We start from the raw sequence: 2329 nt of genomic DNA on the forward strand, positions 1-2329 counted from the left end.
GGGGCGCCGTGCCGCCGACGACCGGTTCGGGAGCGCCGCCGGTGGCGTCGGCGGTCCGGCGCGCGCCCGGCCGCAGCCGGCGGGCGAGGCGCACCACGACGGCCAGCAGCAGCACGCTGACCGCGCCGATAGTGATGGCCGTGGCGATGGCACCGTAGACGGTGGAGCGCACCAGCACCCGGGTCGGCGGATCGGTCGAGAGGGCCTGGCCGTCGAGGTTGAGGCGGCGGATCTCCAGCGGGAAGGTCCCCGCGCCCTCGGCGTCGACCTCTATCTCGATCTGGGCCTTCTGCCCCGATGGGAGGGTCTTGGTCTGGCGGACCGGCGAGCGTAGCCGGGAGTGGTTGGTCGAGGAGAAGGCGAGCACGACGGTGACCTCGGACTTCGTGTTGTTCTCGAGCGTGATCGGCACCAGCCCGTGCTTGCTTGTCAGGTTGACGCTGCGGGAGGCCACCACCTGGATGCCGTTGCGGATCGCGGAGACGTCCCCGTCCACCTGCTGGCTCAACGACACACCCTCGACCATGCGTCCCCCGCGCCAGGCGACGGAGGTCGCTGTGACAAGTGCGTTGCTCATCCGGTCGACCTTGTCGAACTGGCAGGTGGGGACGGATTTGAGCGGTGGGCAGAGCACCGGGCCCAGCGCCCGCGCCTCGGTGCGGACGCTCTCGACCGCGTCGAGGTACGCGGCGGGCAACTCCCGGGCCTGCGCGTCGGCCGGGTAGACCAGCGCGCCACGGCGGGCCGGCGGCTGGTTCTGACCGGCGCCGCCGTCGAGGGGGACGGGCGCGGAGTAGTCGCTGTCGATCGCCCCCAGCACCTGCCTGGCCCAGTCGTCCGTGGGTGGGTTCCAGTCCCGCGGCAGGGCGAGGACCTGGAACCGGGGTTCGGACCTCTCGGCGGCGATCATGGCGAGGTCGGCCTGGAGGTGTGCCAGGACGGCTCCGGCGCTGGGACCGTCGGCGCGGCCGTCGAAGGAGGTGGCGATCTCGGCGAGGCGGTGGTCGGTGGCGAGCGCCCGGATCGGACCGGTCGACGTCGGAAGTTCGTAGGTGGCCGACGGCGTGTAGGGGACGGTGGACCGGGGGCGCAGCCAGCGCTCGTCGAGGAGCACGGTCCCGACCTCCAACTGGCGCAGGACATCCACGGTGGCGGCGTCGGCCAGCCCGTCGACGGGATAGGCGACGGAGCCCACCAGCCGCCAGTCTCGCTTCACCAGGCGGGCTACCACCAGACGGCCAGTGTTGACCGCGTAGCTCAACGTGTCCAGCTTCTGGGCGTGGACCAGGGCGGTCAGGTCGGCGTCGCCGTAGGGCAGGGCGATGACCGCGCCGCCCGCATCGGCGAAGCCCACGATGTCGTTGAGGAACTGGGCGGCGTCGGAGCTCGGCTGCTCCTTCACCCCGTCCGCGCCGCCGCCGGGGCTGGCGTACCGGTAGCCGTCCGGGTTCTTCATGGTCTGCAGCGCCTGCACCAGCGTCGGGTCGACGGCGAGCGTGACCGCGGGTCGCCCCTCGGCGGTGACGGTCGACCGGGCCGCGTCGAGCAACCGGTACAACCGTCCGGTCGGCTTCACCTCATCGGCGAGCACGTTGTCGGTCAGCAGGCCGTCGGAGCGCAGCCGGGGCTGGTCGGCGAGCGGCAGGACCACCGCGACCGGGGTTCGTTGCTGCTGGCCGGACGACCGGACCACGAAGGTGTACGCCGCGCCGATCGGGCCCGCGGCCTTGCCGCCGGCGGACCCCGTGACCAGGACCCGCAGCGGGTACGGGCCGACCCGGGCCGACCCGCCGAGATCCCCGGTGACCATGAAGGGGACCGGATTGGCTCCGCGGGCGGGTGGATCGGGCAGCGCCTGCGAACGGTCGCCGCTCGCGAGGGTGAGCTGCCGGGTGACCAACGGGCGGGCGACGGCGGTGTTGCCGGCCAGGGTCTCGAGCTGCCCACGGGAGATCACCGGCGCGGAGCCGATCCACAGGCTCATCCGCAGGTCGGTCAGGGGCTGGTCCGCCGAGGTGGCCAGCGTCCCCTGCACGGACACGACGGACGAGCCGGCCGCCGGTGCCTGCACCTCGGTGAGGGCGACGGTCACCGGGTTGCCCGCACCGGTGGACGACGACGCCAATCCCGATGAAGAAGGTAGTGAATTACCCGGTTCGTCTGTGGATGAAGCTGTGGATGACCGTGGTGATCCTGTGGATGAATCGGGTCGGGCGATCCGTTCGACGAGCCCGCCACGGATCGCCGCGCCCGCCGCGGACCCGCCGGCCACCGGGACGACGAGGGCGAGCAACACCAGGGCGGCGAGCCGGGCCGGCCAGCGCCGGGC

The 2329-nt window shown here is 72.8% G+C and carries 1 protein-coding gene; it reads right to left on the reverse strand.

What is annotated here, in order from left to right:
* The coding region (locus tag ND748_RS30220) for a DUF6049 family protein (RefSeq protein WP_251749640.1) at positions 1-2329 on the reverse strand (2329 nt) is incomplete at both ends.

It is taken from the genome of Frankia sp. AiPs1 (assembly GCF_023716945.1).
Classification (GTDB): domain Bacteria; phylum Actinomycetota; class Actinomycetes; order Frankiales; family Frankiaceae; genus Frankia.